Origin of the sequence: Limnohabitans sp. 63ED37-2 (assembly GCF_001412535.1) — a bacterium.
GTDB lineage: Bacteria > Pseudomonadota > Gammaproteobacteria > Burkholderiales > Burkholderiaceae_C > Limnohabitans_A.
The window spans coordinates 424,718-442,333 of sequence record NZ_CP011774.1 but is presented as its reverse complement, the minus strand read 5'-3'; the positions used below and the strand labels follow the sequence as shown (position 1 = coordinate 442,333).

Here is a 17,616-nt window from a genome sequence, read left to right as displayed (position 1 = left end):
TACAATTCACCCCCAAGGAAGCGTGGCAGAGTGGTCGATTGCACCGGTCTTGAAAACCGGCGACTCGAAAGGGTCCGTGAGTTCGAATCTCACCGCTTCCGCCAGACACAACCCAAAACGCCCCTCTCGAGGGGCGTTTCGCATGGGGCAGACACTTCAGCTTTTGCCCTCCAACATCGCCTCCACCAACTCCTGAACCGCCAACGCCTCTTCGGCAGTGGCCAGCCTGTGCGGTTGGCCGCGCAGCCACAAATCCACCTCCGTCAACTGCCGCTGCAGAGCGCTGGTGCGCGGGTCTTCGTTGCGCCAGTCCAGCGCCTCCACCCAGGGGCCGCCGTCTGAGCGCCACAGTTGGTAAAACTCCCTGAACTGGTGGTTCATGCGGCTGCCGCGCACGGTGACTTCTTGGCGGTCGGGCTGCTGACCGCCGGTGGTGGCCATGACGGTGACGGGTTTGCCGTCTGCGGTGGTCAAGCGGGCCAGCATGTCCAGCTCGCACAAGGCCGGGTCTTGCGGGTAGCGCGGCAAGGCTTGCTGCAAGGTCAGTGGCCCCAAAAATCTTCCGGCCAAAAACAGGAAATGCGAAATCACTTCTCGGGTGTAGCCACCCTCTTCGCGCATGCGCAGCCAGTCGGCGTCTTTTTGCCAGGCGCGGGGCCAAGCGGGGTAGTTCACCACGATGTCGATGCCGAGCAGCTCACCCGTTTCACCAGCCGCGATGGCGCGATTCAGTTCTTCAAAGCCCCGCGACGCGGCCTGGGTGAAGTTGACCACGCCCGGCAAACGCGCTTGGCGCAGTTGGGCCACCAGATCACGGCTTTGCGCGTTGTCGGTGCCCAGGGGTTTTTCCATGAACACGCCCTGCCCGGCCGCTGCGGCCTGCAAAGCATAGGTTTTGCGCGGGCCTGGCGGGCAAGCCAGGTACACCACATCGGCCCCAGCCATGGCCGCTTGTGCATGGGCTGCGACGGGCACCTGAGGCGCCATCTCCTGCGTTTTGGCCACAGAGGCAGGCGAGGGATCCCAAACGCCACAAACCTCGAAGGCAGGGTGCTGCAAGGCGTTTTCCAGCATCCGGCGGCCCATGATGCCCAGCCCGATGATGGCCATTTTGTGTGTCATGTTTTTCTCCTTTGGGTGGCAAGCTTAGCAAGGCTGTAGCACGCGCCTGTCGCCTTGGCAATGCCTCTTGCCATGCACCATGCTTGCAATTGAGCTGTCGCGAATGCTGCTGACCGCCTTGATTCAAAGGCGTTAAATGGCCCCATTCATCCACCACCGAGGAAAAAGCCATGTTGCTTTCCAATTGGGTTCGCCGTTCAAACCGTCAAGCAACCCAGCTGCTGCTGGCCGCCAGCTGCTGCGCTGCAGCACTGACACCCGCATGGGCTCAGACCCCAACCGACCCGGCCAAGGCCCGTGTTCAAACGATGGCCCAATCTCAAACACCCGCCCTGCTGGACACCCTCAAAACTTTGGTCTCCATCGAGTCGGGCAGCCGGGACCTGGAAGGCCTTGAAAAAATAAGCCAGCTGATTGGTCAACGCTTGCAGCAAATGGGCATGGAGGTCAAAACCATTCCCACCAAGGCCCCCGACTTTCATCCACAACTCAAAGGCGCCAAATTGGGTTCAGTGGTGATGGGCACCAAAAAGGGCAAGGGCCAGAAGAAAGTGCTGATGATCGCCCACATGGACACCGTGTATTTGAAGGGCATGGTGGAGAAGCAACCTTTCAGAATCGATGGCAACCGGGCTTATGGTTTGGCCATTGCAGACGATAAAGGGGGTGTGGCCTTGATTCTGCACACCGTCAAGATGCTGCAGGATTTGGGTTTTGACGATTACGCCGAACTCGCCGTAGCCATCAACGGCGACGAAGAAGTCGGCTCCGCGGGCTCCAGCGCCTTGCTGGTGCAACTTGGAGAGGAATACGACGCGGTCATGTCTTTTGAAGGCGGTGGTGTTGACAAAGACATGGTCCGACTGGCCACCAGCAGCATTGCCATTGTGGAGATGAAGGTCACCGGCAAAGCCTCTCACGCTGGGGCCAACCCCGAAGGTGGGCGCAACGCAGTTTATGAATTGGCGCACCAGATGCTCAAGACCCGCAACTTTGGAGACCCGGCCAAGGGCCTCAAAATCAACTGGACGGTGGCACGCGGTGGCGATGTCCGCAATGTGATTCCAGCTTCAGCCAGCGCCATTGCCGACGTGCGATCGCTGTCCAACAAGGACCTGGACTTGATGGAGGCCAGCCTGAAAGAAGCCATCAAGGACAAGTTGATCCCAGACACCCAAATTGATTTGAGCTTTTACAGAAGCCGCCCAGCCTTTGAAGCCACACAAGCCTCTCGCGTCATGGCTCAACATGCCTTGGGCATTTTTCAGGAAATCGGCCAAAACCTGGTTGTTCAAGAACGTGCCACTGGCGGGGGCACAGATGCCGCATTTGCAGGCCTGCGCCCCAAAGGGGGTGTGCTCGAGAGTTTTGGACTCCGTGGCTTTGGCGCCCACTCCAACGACAACGAGTACATCTTCATCGACTCGATCGCACCACGGCTGTATTTGTCCACACGCATGGTGATGGACGTGGGCAGCGGTAAAGTGAAGTGGTAAAAAGCACATCAGTTTTGAACCCGTTGAGGCCAACGCCTCTATCACCTCTGCACTTGATTGGAACCACACCGCCATGCCACGTCATTTGATCCTCAACACTTGCTGGGCTCTTGCGAGCCTGTTCATCCCCTTCTCAGGTGCTCAGGCGCAAGACTTTCCTCCCAAAAAAACCATCAACATGGTGGTGGGTTTTGTGCCCGGCGGGGCGGCCGACATCGGCGCCCGCATCATTGCCAAAAAACTGGGCGAAAACCTGGGCATCGCTGTCACGGTTGAAAACAAGGCGGGGGCTGGCGGCAACATTGCGCACCAATACACCGCCACGGGCCCAACGGACGGCAGTGTGCTGCTGTTTGGCTCGGTCGGGCCGCTGACCATTGCCCCCAACATGATGAAGCTGCCCTACGACCCAGTGAAAGACCTGGCGCCCTTGACCATGGCGGTGAACTTTCCGAACGTGCTGGTGGTGCACCCGGGCACAGGCATCAAGACATTTGCAGAGTTCATCGCTGCCGCGAAGAAGAACCCCGGCAAGCTCGATTTCGCCTCCACCGGCCCAGGCTCGGCATCTCACCTGGCTGGGGAATTGCTCAACGACATGGCCAAAATCGACACGCTGCATGTGCCCTACAAAGGCGGTGCTGCGGCCCTGCAAGACTTGCTGGGTGGCCGCGTGGCCGCCTGGTATGCCACTTTTGCCACAGCGGCACCCCACATCGAGGCGGGCAAGGTGATTCCTCTGGCCAGTACCGGCACACAGCGCTTGGGCGGCTTGCCCAACATCCCGACCATTGCCGAGTCGGGCTACCCGGGTTTCAGCGCCACCAACTGGTACGCGTTTGTGGCCTCCTCCAAAGTGCCCACTCCCGTGCTTGACCGCTGGAATGTGGAACTGGTCAAGGTTTTGTCAGCCCCCGATGTGGTGGACCAACTGAACAAGCACGGCCTGGTTCCCATGCCAGGCTCGCGTGACGATCTGGCCCGTTACATGGCCAAGGAAACCACCACTTGGGGCCGCATCATTCGAGAGCGAAAAATCACGGCACAGTGAGGGTCCGTCGGTCATCAAATCTAAGAATTTGATAGGGGTTTGAATACCACAAATAATTCGATAAAATTGAATTTATGGACAAAACCCAAACTCCTTTCGTATCCGCTTACCTGCGGTTCTTGCAGTTGACCAAGGTGGTTCAAGCCCTGCCCGACGGACAAGAAATGGATGCCAACGAGCAAGCCTTGTTGGAGTCTGTGGTGCTGCGCTGGTACGAAAACCAGCCCATGACGGTTCGTGAAGCCATCAGCTTGGCCGCGCTGGGCTCTCCGGCCACCTTGCACAAACGCATCACACGCCTGCGCGAAAAAGACATGCTCAGCACCCTCAATCTTGAAGGTGACCGCCGCGCCAAATTCCTGATTCCCACCCAACGCACGCTGGACTTCTTCCAGCACCTGGGGCAATCCATGCAACAGGCCAATACAAACCAACCAGCATGACCGTCACGTTCCGTCATCTGGCCGAACAGGTAGCACTGGCCTTGACGAGCGCTGTTTTGTTTGTGTCCTTTTTTGTATTCAACGAATGGATTTTTTCATCGTTTCAATACAGTGATGGCATCAACTGGATCTTCCTGCCCGCAGGCTTTCGTGTGATCTTGGTGTTGACGATGGGTTTACCTGGCGCCATCGGTCTGATGTTGGGCAGTTGGTACATCGACAGTGCAACCATGACCAGCACCGCTTGGTTTTTTCCGTTCATCAATGGCGTGGTGTCTGGACTGACCCCTTGGCTGGTCATGAAGTACTTGATACGACAGGGCTGGCTGGCGCCGCAGTTGGGTCAAATCACCGCATCAAGGCTTTTGCAGGTGACCCTAATTTTTTCAGCCGCCAGCGCCCTGAGTGACCAACTGGTTTGGTGGTCACTTGAAAAACCCGATGCCAACATTTGGGTGGATGTCTGGCCCATGTTTGTGGGCAATGCCCTCGGTGCTTTGATGATGCTTTACAGCATGAAGTTTGTGATCGACCGCTTGCACCAGCGTCAAAAGTCCACGCACTGAAGTTGCGGGGTCACGGCGCTTCAGACAGAAAAAGCGCTTGCAGGTCACTCAAAAAATCGAAGCCCTTTTCTGTTGGCCACACCCGGTGCAAGTCGCGGCCAATCAAGCCCAACCTCTCCGCCTCTTGCAGGCCTTTTTGAATGCTGGTCATGGCCAGTCCCGTGCGATCCACGTAATCGGCCAAATCAAAACCACCCCGTAAACGCAGTGCATTGAGCATGAACTCAAACGGCAAGTCCTGGCGCGAGACCTCGGTGCTTTGGGTCACGGGCTCGCCCTTGATGGCTTGCTGCATATAAAGCGCAGGCTCGCGGTAACGCACCTGACGCATCACGCGGTGCGCAAAACTCAGCTTGCTGTGCGCCCCGGCACCAATGCCCAAATAGTCGCCAAACTGCCAATAGTTCAGGTTGTGGGCGCACTGATGGCCCGGCTTGGCATAAGCCGACACCTCGTAACGGTCAAGCCCAGCCGACGCGGTCAGCTCGGTGATGCGGTCCATCATCTCGTAGGCGAGATCGTCTTCGGGCAGGGTGGGCGGAAATTTGGCGAACACCGTGTTGGGCTCGATCGTCAGGTGGTAGATCGAGATGTGCGGCGGGGCAAAACCCAAAGCGGTCTGGATGTCTTGCGTGAGGCCCTCCAGCTTCTGGCCCGGCAAGGCGTACATCAGGTCGAGGTTGAAGGTGTCAAACACCTGCGCGGCTTCGGTCACAGCGGCCAAGGCCTGATCACGGTCGTGCACGCGGCCCAAAGCTTTCAGGTGCGCGTTGTCAAAGCTCTGCACGCCGATCGACAAACGGGTGATGCCCGCCTGGTGGAAGGCCTTGAAACGGTCTTTTTCAAAAGTACCGGGGTTGGCTTCCATGGTGATTTCGGCGTCTGGTGCCAAGCGCACGCGGGCGCGGATGCCCGAAATCAAACGGTCAATCGCTTCGGGCGAAAACAAGCTGGGCGTGCCGCCACCCAAAAACACGGTCTGGATGCTGCGACCCCAGATCAAAGGCAAGCTCGCTTCGAGGTCGGCAAACAGCGCGTTGATGTAAGCGTCTTGTGTCGACACCGGGTCAGCGCCTTCGCGGAATTCATGCGAGTTGAAATCGCAATACGGGCATTTCTTGATGCACCAAGGCAGGTGCACATAGAGCGACAAAGGCGGCAAGGCGTTCAGTTGAAGCACGCCAGGGCGCATGGCGTGCACCGGGTCCATCATGTCGCTCATGTCTGGCTCACGCGGCAGCGCCATCCAGCCAGCGTTCACGCATCGATGCCAACATGGCTTGTGCGGCGCGGCCCCGGTGGCTGTGGGCGTTTTTCACCTCAGGGGGCAACTCGGCAAAGGTCTTGCCAAATTCAGGCAAGTACATCACCGGGTCAAAGCCAAAACCATTGGTGCCTCGGCGCTCGGGCGTGATCTGCACCACCACCCGGCCCACGGCGATCAGTGGCTCCGGATCGTCGGCGCTGCGCACGGCCACCAAGGTGCTGACCATAGCGGCACGGCGGTTCGTGATGCCTTGCATTTGTTCCAGCAAGGCGCTCACATTGGTGTCGTCACCCTTGGGGTAGCCAAAGCGGGTGGCGTAGTAAGCCGTGTCCACACCCGGCTGACCGCCAAAGGCGTCCACGCACAAACCCGCGTCGTCGGCCAGCGCGGGCATGCCGCTCAGCTGCGCGGCATGCCGGGCTTTGGCCAAGGCGTTTTCCACAAAGGTTTTGAAGGGCTCGGCCGCCTCGGGAATGTTCAGCTCGGACTGGCGCACCAGCGTCATGCCCAGCGGCGCAAACAGGGTTTGCAACTCGGCCAATTTGCCCGCGTTGTTAGAGGCGAGGACGATTTTCATGGGCGGGCGAGGTTCAGGCGCTGAAAGTCAGGGTTTGGGGCTCGTCGTGCGCCTGCTTTTGCAACTGCACCAACTGCGCAATGCCTTTTTCGGCGAGCGCCAGCATGCGGTCCATCTCGACGCGGGTGAAGGCCACGCCTTCAGCGGTGCCCTGCACTTCCACAAAGTTGCCCGCGCCGGTCATGACCACGTTCATGTCGGTGTCGCAAGCCGAGTCTTCGGGGTAATCCAAGTCCAGCAAAGCGGTGCCGTTTTTCAGGCCAACCGAGATGGCGGCCACGCGGTCGATGATGGGGGATTCGGTCAGTTTGCCGGTCTTCATCAACCAGTTAACCGCGTCTTGCGCCGCCACAAATGCGCCCGTGATGCTGGCGGTGCGGGTGCCGCCATCGGCTTGCAGCACGTCGCAGTCCAGGTGAATCGTGCGCTCGCCCATTTTTTTCAGGTCAAACACAGCACGCAAAGACCGACCAATCAGGCGCTGGATCTCTTGTGTGCGGCCGCTTTGTTTGCCGCGTGCGGCTTCGCGGTCGCCCCGGGTGTGCGTGGCGCGGGGCAGCATGCCGTATTCGGCCGTGACCCAGCCCTCGCCGCTGCCTTTTTTGTGGCCCGGCACCTTCTCTTCGACCGATGCGGTGCACAGCACGCGGGTCTGACCAAACTCGATCAGCACCGAGCCTTCGGCGTGCACGGTGTAGCCGCGGGTGATGCGCACAGGGCGCAGGGCGTCCGCGTTGCGGCCGGTTCGGACGTAGGAGCTGGTGGTGTTCATGATGGCGCTGAAGTGGTTGGCCCTTGGGTCTTGGCCGTGCGCCCGGCAGTGAGCGGGCGAGGCAGACACAAGAGTTTGAGATAATGCCTCGTTTCATGCTCAGCCAAGCTGGGCATCAGCAGCGTGTCATGGCCAATACGGCCAAGCGCTGTCACAAGGAACTTGATCGATGCCAGTTTACAGTATGACCGGATACGCCAGCGTGCAGCACAGCCCGCAGGCCGCAGACGGTGAAACCCCTGCCAACGCGGCCCCCACAGCCCGGCTGGGGCTTGAAATCCGCTCGGTCAACAGCCGCTTCCTGGACCTGAGTTTTCGCCTGCCCGAAGAGCTGCGCCAGCTCGAACCCGGCCTGCGTGAGCTGATCACCCGGCAAATCAAACGCGGCAAAGTCGAAGTGCGGGCCAGCCAGGACGCGGGCGATGGCGCCACCTTGCAAGCCCCCAACCACCAAGCCCTGCAAAAAATCGCGGCCCTGCAAGACAAAATCCAGGATTGGCTGCCCGACGCACGCCCCTTGAGCGTGGCCGATGTGCTGCGCATGAGCGCTGGCAGTTCGGGCCAAGCCGCCCCCGATGAAGCGGCATGGATGCAACTGGCCGCCCAAGCGGTAGACGCCCTGCGCGAAGCCCGCGCCCGTGAAGGCGCCCGCCTGACCGAGATGCTGCAAGGCCACATTGAGCAGCTGCGCGGCTTGGCCGAGCAGGCCGTGCCGCTGGTGCCGCAACTGGTCGAGCAGCAGCGCCAGCGCTTTTTAGAGCGCTGGAAAGACGCCATGGCGCTCGCCGACGGCAGCCACTTGCCCGAAGCCGCAAAAGACCGGGCGCTGACCGAAGCCACCGCGTTTGCCATCCGCATCGACGTGGCCGAAGAACTCACCCGCCTGCGCTCGCACCTGGACGAACTCAGCCGCCTGCTCACCCAAGGCGGTGACATTGGCAAACGGCTGGACTTCCTGATCCAAGAACTGCACCGCGAAGCCAACACCTTGGGCTCCAAATCGGCCGTGCTCGAGATGACCCGCATCTCGGTGGACATGAAGGTGCTGATTGAGCAAATGCGCGAGCAAGTCCAGAACATCGAATAAAGAGCCTGATCATGGATTACCCCGGAAACCTGTTTGTTGTGGCCGCCCCCAGCGGGGCTGGCAAATCCAGCCTGGTCAAGGCCTTGATGGAGCTGGACTCCCGCGTACAGCCCACCGTTTCGCACACCACTCGCGCCCCCCGGGGCCAGGAAAAACATGGCCGCGAGTACTTTTTTGCCTCACCGCAAGAATTTGACGCCATGGTGCTGGGCGACGCTTTTGTCGAGTGGGCCCATGTGCACGGCCAGCGCTACGGCACATCCAAAAAGATGATCGAAGAGCGCATGGCCCAAGGTGCGGATGTGATTCTGGAAATCGACTACCAAGGCGCCTTGCAGATCAAGAAGATGTACGCCAATGCGGTGCTCATCTTCATCCTGCCCCCCAGCTGGGAAGAACTTCGGTCTCGCTTGGAGCGACGGGGGGAAGATGCACCAGACATCATCGCGCTGCGCCTGCAAAATGCGGCCGTCGAAATCGCTCAGGCCCCAGAATTCGACTTCGTTATAATCAACGAAGTATTTGATCGTGCCCTGTTTGACCTCAAAGCGGTTGTTCACGCCCAGCGGCTCAAGTACCACGTCCAGCGCCGCGCCCGGCCTGACACCTTTCAAGCCCTCAAGATGGCTTGACCCCCGCACAGACATATTCAAGGAAAACTCATGGCCCGCATCACTGTTGAAGATTGCCTGGAACAGATCCCCAACCGCTTTCAGCTGGTTTTGGCCGCCACTTATCGCGCACGCATGCTGAGCCAGGGCCACACCCCCCGCATCGAGAGCAAGAACAAGCCCGGCGTGACCGCTTTGCGCGAAATCGCCGCAGGCAAAGTGGGCATCGAGATGCTCAAGCGCGTGTCCTGAAACACCGCCACCCCCGTCTGGCCCCAGCGCCAGACCTGAAAACGCCCCTTCATGGGGCTTTTTTTTGGCTTTTTTCAGGCCTCCCAAGGCTTGCGTTACATTGATGACATGAGTGCCGTCTTGCCCAAAACCCCCCAAGCGAGTCCCAGCCGCCCCAAAGCGCCGGACCCGGCTGCTGCCAACGCGGCCGCAGCCAGCTTTGCCGTGCTGGAGGCGCAACTCGGTTACCTGAGCGAAGCTGAAAAGGACATGGTGCTCAAAGCCTACAAATACGCCGACGAAGCCCACTTGGGGCAGATGCGTAAAAGTGGTGAGCCCTACATCACCCACCCTATTGCGGTGGCGGGTTTGTGCACCGAATGGAAGCTCGACGCCCAGGCGCTGGCCGCCGCCTTGCTGCACGATGCCATGGAAGACTGCGGCATCACCAAGATGGAGTTGATCGAGCGCTTTGGCTCGCCCGTGGCCGAACTCGTCGATGGCCTGACCAAACTGGACAAGCTCGAGTTCAACACCCGCGAAGAAAACCAGGCCGAGTCTTTTCGCAAAATGCTGCTGGCCATGGCCCGCGATGTGCGTGTCATCCTCATCAAGCTGGCCGACCGCACCCACAACATGCGCACCATGTCCGACATGCCGCGCAGCAAGTGGGGCCGCATTGCCTCTGAAACGCTGGAAATCTACGCGCCCATCGCCCACCGTTTGGGTCTGAACCAGATTTACCGCGAGCTGCAAGACCTAGCCTTCAAACACCTCATGCCTTGGCGCTATGCGGTACTGACCAAGGCCGTGTCAAGGGCTCGCAACCGCCGCCGCGATTTGATCAGCAAGGTGCAGGCCGATGTGGAGGCCGTTTTTGCCCAAGCCAAGATGGATGTGCGCATCAGTGGCCGCGAAAAGACGCTCTACTCCATCTACAAAAAGATGGATGAAAAACACCTGAGCTTTGCCCAGGTCACCGACATTTATGGCCTGCGCGTCATCGTGCCCTCGGTCATCGATTGCTACACTGCTTTGGGCTTGCTGCACCAAATCTACAAACCCTTGCCCGGCAAGTTCAAAGACCACATCGCCATTGCCAAGGTCAACGGCTACCAGTCACTGCACACCACCTTGGTGGGGCCGTCCGGTGTGAACGTTGAGTTCCAGATGCGCACCGAGCCCATGCACCTGGTGGCCGAATCGGGTGTGGCCGCGCACTGGCTTTACAAAGAGCACGAATCGGCCAGCGCCCAATCCGAGCGTCTGGGCACACAGTGGCTGCAGTCCCTGCTCGACATTCAGACCGAAACACGCGACGCGGCGGAGTTTTGGGACCACGTCAAGGTCGACCTGTTCCCCGATGCCGTCTACGTGTTCACGCCCAAGAGCCAGATCATGGCCTTGCCGCGCGGGGCTACGGTGGTGGACTTTGCCTATGCCATCCACAGCCGGGTGGGCGACCACGCCATGGCGGCCCGCATCAATGGCGACCAAGTGCCACTGCGCACCGAACTCAAAAATGGCGACGTGGTCGAGGTCATCACCGCACCCGTCTCGGCCCCCAACCCGGCCTGGCTGGGCTTTGTGCGCACTGGACGCGCACGCTCCAAGATCCGCCACCACCTCAAGACCATGGCGCAAACCGAGTCGGTGGGCCTGGGCGAAAAACTGCTGGCGCAGGCTTTGCGTGCCGAAGGCATCAACCAGCTGCCCGCCAACGACGAAGCCCACCATGCACTGTGGGAAAAACTGCTGCGCTTCACAGGCAACCGCAACCAAGCCGATTTGCTGATGGACATTGGCTTGGGCAAACGCATCGCCACCATTGTGGCCAAGCGACTGACTGCGCTGCTGTCCGAGATGGGTCAAAAGCCCGATGCACTGCTGATGACGCGCGAGCGCTTCACAGCACATGAATCCATTTCGCAAGGCGCCATCACCCTGGATGGCAGCGAAAACGCTTCGGTGGTGTATTCACGTTGCTGCCGGCCATTGCCCGGTGACGACATTGTGGGTTACCTGGGCCGCGGCGAAGGCCTGGCCGTGCACACCCGCGATTGCGCCACCGCACGCAAGCTGGAGCACAAAGACAGCGAACGCTTCATTGGCGTGGAGTGGTCGGACGAATTGAGCCGCAGCTTCGAGACCGCCATCACCGTCACCGTGATCAACGGCAAAGGTGTATTGGCCCGGGTGGCGGGTGCTTTGGCCAGTGGCGAAACCGACATCGTGCACGTGGACATGGGCCAAGAAACCCCCCAAGACACCGCCGAGTTGAAGTTCGTGGTGGCCGTGCGCGATGCGGCACACCTGGAGCAGGTGTTGCGTCACCTCAAGCGCACACCTTCGGTCATCAAGGCCGAGCGCCAAACCAACAAGGGCCACCTGCCCAGTTGATCTCTGCACGGCTTGGCCTGAACAGCCTCAGGGCCGATCAGGTCGCCGCCGGATAACTCACGGCCAACACCTCAATGTCGATCACGCCTGCGGGCGTGAGCAGCTTGAGTTCATCGCCTTCGCGTGACTTGAGCAAGGTGCGTGCAATCGGCGAGACCCAGCTGACCTGGCCTTGCAAACTGTCGGCCTCATCGATGCCCAAAATCGTGACGGTGCGCTCGGTGCCTGAGGCCTCGGCGTACGTGACCGTGGCCCCAAAATACACCTGGTCACTGCCGTGGTGCACCGCAGGGTCCACCACTTCGGCCATCTCCAGCCGCTTGGTCAGAAAGCGGATGCGGCGGTCGATCTCGCGCAAACGCTTTTTGCCATAGAGGTAGTCGCCGTTTTCTGAGCGGTCGCCGTTGCTGGCCGCCCAATGCACGATCTCGACCACTTTGGGCCGCTCGTCGTCGATCAGGGTGAACAGCTCGGCCCTGAGGCGTGCATAGCCTTCGGGTGTCATGTAGTTGCGGGCACCCGCGGGCAAAGCCGGCAAACCCAACTCTTCGTCATCGTCGCCGTCGGACTCTTTGGTGAAGGCTTTGCTCATGGCGTGTGGGTAATGGCTAGAAAAAAGAAAAAGCCCACAACTTGCGTTGTGGGCTTTCTAATTTTTGGTGCGGCTGGCAGGAATCGAACCCACGACCCCTTGGTTCGTAGCCAAGTACTCTATCCAGCTGAGCTACAGCCGCATCATGCATCGAATTATAGCAAGCTTTTCAGGGCACTTTTGGGCTGCCCTCCAATTTATTGCCAGGACACGGCCGACATGTCGTTGGCGAAAATCGGTGAGCTCGACCACAGACCTTTGAGGCCTTTGCGGTAAACCGCTGTGTTGGTGGCATTGAACAAGAACACATTGACCGCATCCTTGGCGATCATCCGCTGCATGTCACCAAACAGCTGCGTGCGCTCTTTGGCCGTGGTGGTGGCCGCGTGTTTGGCCGCCAGGTCGCGGAATGCCTTGCTGTCGTAACCCCAGTAATACTGCGGGTTGGCGTAAGCCATGTAGTCCAGGGGTTCGACGTGGTTGATCACTGTGAGGTCAAAGTTGCCCTTGAAGGTGCCGCCCAGCCACTGCGCCCATTCCACATTTTCGATTTTGGCCACAATGCCCACCTTGGCCAGTTGCGCGGCCAAAATCTCGCCGCCCTTGCGGGCGTAAGGCGGCGGAGGCAAGGTCAGGGTCACGTTCAGTGGGGTTTGCACCCCGGCTTCCTTGAGCAGGGCCTTGGCTTTTTCGGGGTCGTAGGCATAAGTGTTGCTCAACTCCACATAGCCCGCATCGGTGGGGGCCATGTGGCTGCCAATGGGCTTGGCCAGACCTTCAAACACGCCGTCAATGAACGCTTTTTTGTCGACCGCGTGCGATAGGGCACGGCGCACACGCACATCGTCAAAGGGCTTTTTGCGGTTGTTGATGGTCATGATGCCTTTGCCGGCCGTGCTGCCCATTTCAACCACAAAGCGTTTGTCTTTTTGGAACTGCTGCAGGCTTTGCGGCGACTGGAAGCGCGGCATGCCATCGATGTCACCCGCCAACAAAGCGGCCACTTGGGCGGCCGAATCGTTGATGAAGCGGAAGGTGACCTTCTTCACTTTGATGGCATTGGCATCGCGAAAGCCATCCCACTTGGACAAGGTGATGGCCGAGCCCTTGGCCCAGTTGTCGAGTTTGTAGGGGCCTGTGCCTACGGGCCTGGTGGCCGCGTTGGCCGCGCTGTCCGGGTGCAAGATCACAGCCGTGTTCTCGCCCATGCGGAACAAAAAGTTACCGTCTGGGTTGGTCAGCACCAACACCACGGTGTGTGCGTCGGGTGTGGAGATGTGGGTGATGTTGTTGAACACCGCGCCTTTGGCCTTGTTGGTGCTCTTGGCGTCTTTGGCACGCTCGAAGCTGAACTTGACAGCGGCAGAGTCGAACGGTGCTCCATCAGAAAATTTCACGCCCTTGCGCAATTTGAAGGTGTAAGCCTTGCCGTCGGCGTCCATTTTCCAACTCTCGGCCAGCAGCGGGCTGATGCTGCCGTCCACATTGATTTTGGTCAGACCTTCGAGGATGTTGTAGTGCACCACTTCGCCAATGGCCGCAGCTGGGGCCATGGTTGGGTCCAGGCTGGTGGGCTCCAGGATCATGCCCAGCGTGATGGTGTCTTTGCGCGACTGGGCTTGCGCCTGCAAAGGCGCAGCCACCAAGCTGGCGACCAACACGGCCGCCGAGCTCAAAGCGAGGGTTCGGCGGGTCAGAGAAGAGACGTTTTTCATGGGGACTCCTGTTGAAAAAATGACGTCGGCTGACCCGGAATGGCGGCCAGCAACTTGCGCGTGTAGGGATGCTCGGCATGCTGAAAAATTTGCTGCGCAGGGCCGTTTTCTACCACACGGCCCGACTGCAACACCAGCACATCGTCGCACATCAAATTGACCACCGCCAAATCATGGCTGACGAACAAATAACTCAGGCCGTAGCGGTCTTGCAGGTCCATCATCAGGTTCAACACCTGGGCCTGCACCGAGACATCGAGCGCACTGACCGGCTCGTCCGCCACGATCAGGGTGGGCCGCGTGATCAAGGCGCGTGCAATGGCAATGCGCTGGCGTTGACCGCCCGAAAACTCGTGGGGGTATTTGTCGAGGTCCACTGTTCTGAGGCCGACTTCGCTCATTGCTTGCGCTGCCCGCTCGTGCCATTCGGATCGGCCACCCGAAGCGTGTTGCAAGGTGCGTATCGGCTTGGTCACGATGGCCAGCACTTTTTGGCGCGGGTCGAGCGAGCCATACGGGTCTTGAAACACCATCTGAAAACCGCTGCGCAACTGCCGCAGCGCTTGTCCGTGGGTTTTGTGCACGTCCACACCTTGGAACACGACCTGCCCCTCGGTGGGTGTGTCCAGCGCCATGACCAAACGTGCCAGCGTGGACTTGCCAGAGCCCGACTCGCCCACAATGCCCAAACTTTTGCCCGACTGCAGGGTGAAGCTCACGTCCGACAAAGCCTGCAAAGCGCCTGCAGGTTGAAACAAACCCGCGCGGGGCAAGGCAAAACGCCGCCCCAAGTGCTTCACCTCCAGCAGCGGCGCAGAAGTGGCGTTGTCGCTCATGGCAGCCTCCAGCGCGGGCAACTGACCACATGCGGCGTTTCGCCTGCGCCAGGGTTATCAATGGTTTGCGCCGGAGGTGGCGTCTGGCGGCAATCTTCAATCGCCAAACTGCAGCGATCAGCAAACGCACACCCCGCCGGAAAATCCATCAACTCGGGCACGCTGCCAGGGATCGTGGTCAGGCGCGTGCCGCGTGCCAGCCCTAAACGCGGCCGCGCCGCAAACAGGCCCCGCGTGTAAGGGTGGGCCCGGTGCGCAAACAGCTCGGACGTGGCCGCACTCTCGACCACCGCGCCACCGTACATCACCATCACACGGTCCACCTGGTCCTGCATGAGGCCCAGGTCGTGGCTGATCAAAAGCAGGCCCATGCCGTCTTCGCGCACCAATTGCTGGATGAGCGCCAACACCTCTTTTTGCACCGTCACATCGAGCGCGGTGGTGGGCTCGTCGGCAATCAGCAGGTCGGGGCTGCAGGCCAGCGCGATCGAGATCATCACCCGCTGGCGCTGCCCACCCGACAGCTCGTGCGGATAGGCATCCAGCCGCTCTGGCGCCCGAGGCAACTGCACGCGTTCGAGCAGTTGCAGGGCGCGGGCTTTGGCGTCGCTGGCGCTCATGTGTTGGTGCAAACGCAAGGGCTCGGCGATCTGCTTCCAGATCGGGTGCAAGGGGTTGAGCGCCGTCATCGGCTCCTGGAAGATCATGGCCATGCGAGCGCCGCGCAGCTGGCACAGCTGCGGCTCAGACAGGCCCACCAGCTCTTGGCCTTGCAGCACAATGGAGCCGCTCACGCGGGCGCGTTCGGGCAACAAGCCCATCAGGGCCAAAGCGGTGAGCGATTTGCCACTGCCGCTCTCGCCAATCAGGCCCACCGTCTGGCCCCGTTCCATCCGCCAAGACACACCCCGCAGGGCTTGTGCCCAGCCCCGGGCGGTGGGCAGGCTCACGCGCAAATCACTCACTTGCAGCAAAGGTTTGGCGTTTGATCGATCGTTCATGCTCACCTTTGCCGCGCCAGCCGGGGGTCGAGCACATCGCGCAAACCATCACCCAGCAAGTTCAAACCCAACACCGCCAGTGCAATGGCCGCGCCCGGGTACACCGCCAACATGGGGGCCTGAAACATCTGCGACTGCGCTTCGTTGAGCATGCGGCCCCAGCTGGGTTGCGGCGGCTGAGTGCCCAGACCCAGATACGACAAGGCCGCCTCGGCCAGGATGGCGATGGCGAACTGGATGGTGGCTTGCACGATCAGCACGCTGGCGATGTTGGGCAGCACATGCGCCAGTGTGATGGCCAGCGGACCTTGGCCTGCGGCGCGGGCTGCCAAGGTGTAGTCCCGCGCCCATACGGAGTTGGCCGCGCCGCGCGAAATGCGGGCAAACACCGGGATGTTAAAAATGCCAATGGCCACGATGCTCACCACCAAACCCGGCCCGTAAATGGCCGTGAGCATGATGGCCGACAACAAGGCCGGAAAAGCGAAGGTGAAGTCCGAAGCCCGCATGATGAGCTCTTCCACCCAACCACGCCGCGCTGAAGCCAGCAAGCCCAAAGGCACACCCACCCCCAGGCCAATGCCCACCGCAATAAAGCCCACCAGCAAGGAGTTTTGGCTGCCCACCAAGAGCAATGAGCCGATGTCGCGCCCCAAGCTGTCGGTGCCGAACCAATGGGCAGCGCTGGGCGAAGCCAATTTGTTGGGAATGTCGATGTCGCCCACCGGGTAAGGCGACCACAACAAAGACAGCACCGCACACAGCACCATCAGCAGCACCATGGCGCCGCCCGCGACAAAACTGGGGTGGCGCAAGGCCCGTCGCCAAAAGGTGTTGTTATCCCGCATGGCCTGCCTTCAATCGCGGATCGATCCACGCATACAGCACGTCGATGCAAAAGTTGATCAAGATGACCAACGCCGACAGCAGCATGACCACATCGCGCACCACGATCAGGTCGCGGTTGGCAATGGCCTGAAAAATCAAGCGCCCAATGCCGGGCAGCACAAACACGTTTTCAATCACGATGGCGCTGGTGATCAGGTTGCCAAACCGCAGGCCCATCACCGTGAGGACCGGGATCATGGCGTTGCGCAGCACATGGCCCCACAGCACTTGTCGGCGTGACAGGCCTTTGGCCCGGGCGGTGCGCACAAAATCCTCGCGCAAGGTGTCAAGCACGGCCGAGCGGGTCACCCGCGTCAAAATCGCCGTTTGCACCGCCGCCAGCGCCATAGCAGGCAAGAGCAAGGCCTTGATGCCCTCGCCCACCCCGCCACCATCGTCCTCGGACCAACCCGGAAAGCCGCCCGCGCTCACCCACTCCAGGTGCACCGCGAACAGCAAGATCAAAAGAATGGCCAGCCAGAAATTGGGCAGGGCCAAGCCCAGTTGGCTGAGCGTCATCACACCCACATCACCCGCTTTGTTTTGCTGCGCAGCGGCATAAATGCCCAGCGCCAAAGCCAGCGCCACCGTGAGCCCCATGGCCATCACGGCCAGCGGCAACGACACTTGCATGCGCTCGGCCATCAGCTGCGCCGTGGGGGTGTCGTAAGAGATGCTCAAACCCGTCTGGCCCTGCAGCAAACCACCCATCCAGTTCAGGTAACGGGTAGCGGCGGATTGATTCAGGCCCAGTTTTTCTTCCATCGCGGCGATCGACTCGGGCGTGGCCGTTTCGCCCAAAATGACCTCAGCCGCGTTGCCTGGCAAGATTTCCAGCACCGCAAACACCACCACCGACGTGGCCAACAAGGTCAGCACAAAGCTCAGCAGCCTTCTCAAAACAAACAGGGGCACGCGCTATCCTTGGGGTCTGTGAGCAACGATGAACAGGGTTTTGAAT

18 protein-coding genes and 2 tRNA genes are annotated in these 17,616 nt (G+C 60.3%); 9 read left to right on the top strand and 11 right to left on the bottom strand.

All coding sequences use genetic code 11. The features are described from left to right. Positions 1-16: 16 nt before the first annotated feature. Positions 17-104 (top strand) — tRNA-Ser (locus L63ED372_RS02085). A 52-nt stretch (positions 105-156) separates the two neighbouring features. Here L63ED372_RS02085 and L63ED372_RS02080 read toward each other — a convergent pair. Next, positions 157-1,122 carry a Gfo/Idh/MocA family protein gene (locus L63ED372_RS02080; RefSeq protein WP_062402618.1) on the bottom strand — a complete coding sequence of 322 codons (966 nt, stop codon included), beginning with the start codon at positions 1,120-1,122 and terminating at the stop codon, positions 157-159. Between the two features lie 170 nt (positions 1,123-1,292). On the opposite strand from L63ED372_RS02080, the gene L63ED372_RS02075 reads away from it, so the two are divergent. The 4 genes from L63ED372_RS02075 (at position 1,293) to L63ED372_RS02060 (ending at position 4,678) form a co-directional block, all read left to right on the top strand. Next, on the top strand, positions 1,293-2,618 hold the full coding sequence (locus L63ED372_RS02075) for a glutamate carboxypeptidase (RefSeq protein ID WP_062402615.1): 1,326 nt from the start codon (positions 1,293-1,295) through the stop codon (positions 2,616-2,618). Positions 2,619-2,691: 73 nt separating this feature from the next. Continuing rightward, on the top strand, positions 2,692-3,669 hold the full coding sequence (locus tag L63ED372_RS02070) for a Bug family tripartite tricarboxylate transporter substrate binding protein (protein WP_062402612.1): 978 nt from the start codon (positions 2,692-2,694) through the stop codon (positions 3,667-3,669). A gap of 74 nt (positions 3,670-3,743) precedes the next feature. After that, the gene (locus L63ED372_RS02065; protein ID WP_062402609.1) at positions 3,744-4,112 is read left to right on the top strand and encodes a hypothetical protein; all 369 of its coding nucleotides are present in this window, start codon (positions 3,744-3,746) and stop codon (positions 4,110-4,112) included. Then, complete coding sequence (locus L63ED372_RS02060; RefSeq protein ID WP_062402606.1) at positions 4,109-4,678, top strand: hypothetical protein; 570 nt, start codon at positions 4,109-4,111, stop codon at positions 4,676-4,678. Before L63ED372_RS02065 ends, L63ED372_RS02060 begins: the two co-directional genes overlap by 4 nt. A 10-nt stretch (positions 4,679-4,688) precedes the next feature. Here L63ED372_RS02060 and hemW read toward each other — a convergent pair whose 3' ends face one another. The 3 genes from hemW to rph are packed head-to-tail and all read right to left on the bottom strand — an operon-like array spanning position 4,689 to position 7,294. Next, positions 4,689-5,891 carry a radical SAM family heme chaperone HemW gene (hemW, locus tag L63ED372_RS02055; protein ID WP_442915160.1) on the bottom strand — a complete coding sequence of 401 codons (1,203 nt, stop codon included), beginning with the start codon at positions 5,889-5,891 and terminating at the stop codon, positions 4,689-4,691. Between the two features lie 16 nt (positions 5,892-5,907). Further along, on the bottom strand, positions 5,908-6,522 hold the full coding sequence (gene rdgB / locus L63ED372_RS02050; protein WP_062402600.1) for an RdgB/HAM1 family non-canonical purine NTP pyrophosphatase: 615 nt from the start codon (positions 6,520-6,522) through the stop codon (positions 5,908-5,910). A 13-nt stretch (positions 6,523-6,535) separates the two neighbouring features. Beyond that, positions 6,536-7,294 (bottom strand): ribonuclease PH, encoded by a 759-nt coding sequence (gene rph / locus L63ED372_RS02045; RefSeq protein ID WP_062402597.1) that lies wholly within the window; start codon positions 7,292-7,294, stop codon positions 6,536-6,538. A 169-nt stretch (positions 7,295-7,463) separates the two neighbouring features. Between rph and L63ED372_RS02040 the strand changes: the two genes are divergently transcribed. From L63ED372_RS02040 to L63ED372_RS02025, 4 genes are all read left to right on the top strand, one after another. Further along, on the top strand, positions 7,464-8,381 hold the full coding sequence (locus tag L63ED372_RS02040) for a YicC/YloC family endoribonuclease (protein WP_197275305.1): 918 nt from the start codon (positions 7,464-7,466) through the stop codon (positions 8,379-8,381). Positions 8,382-8,392: 11 nt separating this feature from the next. Further along, positions 8,393-9,013 (top strand): guanylate kinase, encoded by a 621-nt coding sequence (gene gmk, locus L63ED372_RS02035; RefSeq protein WP_062402591.1) that lies wholly within the window; start codon positions 8,393-8,395, stop codon positions 9,011-9,013. Positions 9,014-9,043: 30 nt separating this feature from the next. Next, positions 9,044-9,244 carry a DNA-directed RNA polymerase subunit omega gene (gene rpoZ, locus L63ED372_RS02030; protein WP_062402588.1) on the top strand — a complete coding sequence of 67 codons (201 nt, stop codon included), beginning with the start codon at positions 9,044-9,046 and terminating at the stop codon, positions 9,242-9,244. Positions 9,245-9,352: 108 nt separating this feature from the next. Next, complete coding sequence (locus L63ED372_RS02025; RefSeq protein WP_062407530.1) at positions 9,353-11,623, top strand: RelA/SpoT family protein; 2,271 nt, start codon at positions 9,353-9,355, stop codon at positions 11,621-11,623. A 37-nt stretch (positions 11,624-11,660) separates the two neighbouring features. Here the strand turns inward: L63ED372_RS02025 and greB are convergent, their stop codons facing one another. The 7 genes from greB to L63ED372_RS01990 form a co-directional block, all read right to left on the bottom strand. After that, positions 11,661-12,215, bottom strand: a complete 555-nt coding sequence (gene greB, locus L63ED372_RS02020; protein ID WP_062402585.1) for a transcription elongation factor GreB — start codon at positions 12,213-12,215, stop codon at positions 11,661-11,663. Between the two features lie 65 nt (positions 12,216-12,280). Continuing rightward, a tRNA-Arg gene (locus L63ED372_RS02015) sits at positions 12,281-12,357 on the bottom strand. A gap of 55 nt (positions 12,358-12,412) precedes the next feature. After that, the gene (locus tag L63ED372_RS02010; protein WP_062402582.1) at positions 12,413-13,930 is read right to left on the bottom strand and encodes an ABC transporter substrate-binding protein; all 1,518 of its coding nucleotides are present in this window, start codon (positions 13,928-13,930) and stop codon (positions 12,413-12,415) included. Beyond that, the gene (locus tag L63ED372_RS02005; RefSeq protein WP_062402579.1) at positions 13,927-14,766 is read right to left on the bottom strand and encodes an ATP-binding cassette domain-containing protein; all 840 of its coding nucleotides are present in this window, start codon (positions 14,764-14,766) and stop codon (positions 13,927-13,929) included. Before L63ED372_RS02005 ends, L63ED372_RS02010 begins: the two co-directional genes overlap by 4 nt. After that, positions 14,763-15,767, bottom strand: a complete 1,005-nt coding sequence (locus tag L63ED372_RS02000; protein WP_062407528.1) for an ABC transporter ATP-binding protein — start codon at positions 15,765-15,767, stop codon at positions 14,763-14,765. Before L63ED372_RS02000 ends, L63ED372_RS02005 begins: the two co-directional genes overlap by 4 nt. A 2-nt stretch (positions 15,768-15,769) precedes the next feature. Then, positions 15,770-16,615, bottom strand: coding sequence for an ABC transporter permease (locus L63ED372_RS01995; protein WP_062402576.1), 846 nt, complete (start codon positions 16,613-16,615; stop codon positions 15,770-15,772). Then, a complete protein-coding gene (locus L63ED372_RS01990; RefSeq protein WP_062402574.1) occupies positions 16,605-17,570 on the bottom strand; it encodes an ABC transporter permease in 966 nt (321 codons plus the stop codon). The genes L63ED372_RS01995 and L63ED372_RS01990 overlap by 11 nt, the downstream gene beginning before the upstream one ends. Positions 17,571-17,616 lie beyond the last annotated feature (46 nt).